Raw genomic sequence first — 1,654 nt, 5'->3', positions numbered from 1 at the left:
GGCGGGGGTCGACACGATCGAGCACGGGGGCTGGCGGGCCCCGCCGGGCCCCGACGGCGGGGTCCGCCACGACCTCTCGCGCGCGGTCGCGGACCTCGTCGCCGCCTCCGGCGCCGTCATGGTCCCGACGCGGGCCCGCGGTTGGCCGAGCTGGCCGGCGGGCGGGGAGCTGGAGCCGCTGCTCGAGAAGCTGGCCTGGGACGCCGAGCGCGGCATCCCGCTGATCGCCGGCAACGACGCCGGCGTCGGCGCCGGGTTCTTCGACGACCTCGTCGACACCCTCACGCTCTACGAGGCCGCGGGCTGGTCACGCCCGCAGGCGCTGGCGCTCGCCACCACCCGCTCCGCCGCCGCCCTCGGTCAGGCCCACCACCTCGGCCGCCTCGAGCCCGGGTACGGCGCCGACCTGGTGGTGCTCGACGCCGATCCCCTCGTCGACCTGCGCGCACTGCGCCGCATCCGGCTCGTCGTCGTGCGCGGCCGCCAGCACGTACCGTCCTGACCCTGCCCGACGTCGTGAGGAGGACGACCATGCCGGCCGGCCCGGAGGCCCACCGCGTCGCGCTCGACGGGATCACGCTGAACGTCGTCGAGGGCGGGGAGGGGCCCGCCGTCCTGCTCCTGCACGGCTTCCCGGACCGCGCCACGCTGTGGGCGCACCAGATCGACGCCCTGGTCGGGCAGGGGTACCGGGTGATCGCCCCGGATCTGCGCGGGTTCGGGGACAGCGACCGGCCCGCGGAGGTCGGGGCCTACGGCGTCCGGACGGTCCTCGGTGACGTCCTCGGCCTGCTCGACCGACTCGGGGTCGACGAGGTGCGGGTCGCCGGGCACGACTGGGGCGCCCTGGTGGCGTGGGCCCTGGCGGCGTTCGCGCCCGAGCGGGTCGCCCGGCTCGCAGCCTTCTCGGTGGGACACCCGCACGCGTTCGCCGGCGCCGGCCCCGTCCAGAAGCAGCTCTCCTGGTACATGCTGTGGTTCGGGTTCCCCGGCGTCGCCGAGGCGCAGATGCCCGCCGACGACTGGGCGTGGTTCCGCGACTGGGCCCACGACGGCGTCGCGCGCGGCACCGACCCGCTCCTGGACCAGCAGCTCGCCGACCTCGAGCGGCCCGGCGCGCTGACCGCCGGCCTCAACTGGTACCGCTCCGGGATGCCGCCGGAGGTGTTCGCCGCCGGCACCGGAGCGCTGGCGATGCCGCCGATCGCGTGCCCCGTCCTCGGCGTCTGGAGCGAGCGGGACATCGCGCTGACCGAGCGCCAGATGACCGATTCCCAGCGGTACGTGCGCGGGCCGTGGCGCTACGAGCGCATCCCGCGGGTCGGGCACTGGATCCCCGCGCACGCCCCGGTCCGGACGACGGAGCTGCTGCTCGAGCACTTCGGCTAGCGCTCAGCCCTCCGACAGGACCGTCTCGGGGTCGACCTCGAAGTGGACGCTGGACCAGGGGTCGTCGGGCCGGGCGTCGTGGACCTCGACGGCGCCGGGGAAGGCCCGCCAGAACGCGAGCGCTCCGGGCACGGCGGCGTTGGTGTGCAGGCACACGGGGGAGTAGCCGACCTCGATCGCCCAACGCGCCCCGGCGAGCGCGAGGGCCTGCCCGACGCCGTGCCGTCGGTGGCGCCGGTCCACCCACACCCGACCGATCTGCCCG

Annotated in this window: 3 protein-coding genes; 2 read left to right on the top strand and 1 reads right to left on the bottom strand. The window is 76.3% G+C overall.

All coding sequences use genetic code 11. The features are described 5' to 3' along the window. On the top strand, positions 1-502 hold a 502-nt coding region (locus AC0CYZ_RS07505), incomplete at its 5' end, for an amidohydrolase family protein (RefSeq protein ID WP_472213862.1). Positions 503-531: 29 nt separating this feature from the next. Continuing rightward, entirely contained in the window at positions 532-1,389 is an 858-nt protein-coding gene (locus AC0CYZ_RS07500) for an alpha/beta fold hydrolase (RefSeq protein WP_472213860.1), read from the top strand. Positions 1,390-1,392: 3 nt separating this feature from the next. Here AC0CYZ_RS07500 and AC0CYZ_RS07495 read toward each other — a convergent pair. Beyond that, positions 1,393-1,654: GNAT family N-acetyltransferase (locus tag AC0CYZ_RS07495; protein ID WP_472213859.1), on the bottom strand; the 262-nt coding region annotated here is incomplete at its 5' end.

The organism is Actinomycetospora sp., from assembly GCF_055612215.1.
The sequence above is the reverse complement of the archived record's forward strand: the minus strand, read 5'-3'. Positions and strand labels throughout refer to the sequence as shown.

Bases quoted from the DNA above. Each gene is read 5' to 3' on its own strand.
- AC0CYZ_RS07500 (WP_472213860.1), top strand. From the start codon at position 532: ATGCCGGCCGGCCCGGAGGCCCACCGCGTCGCGCTCGACGGGATCACG.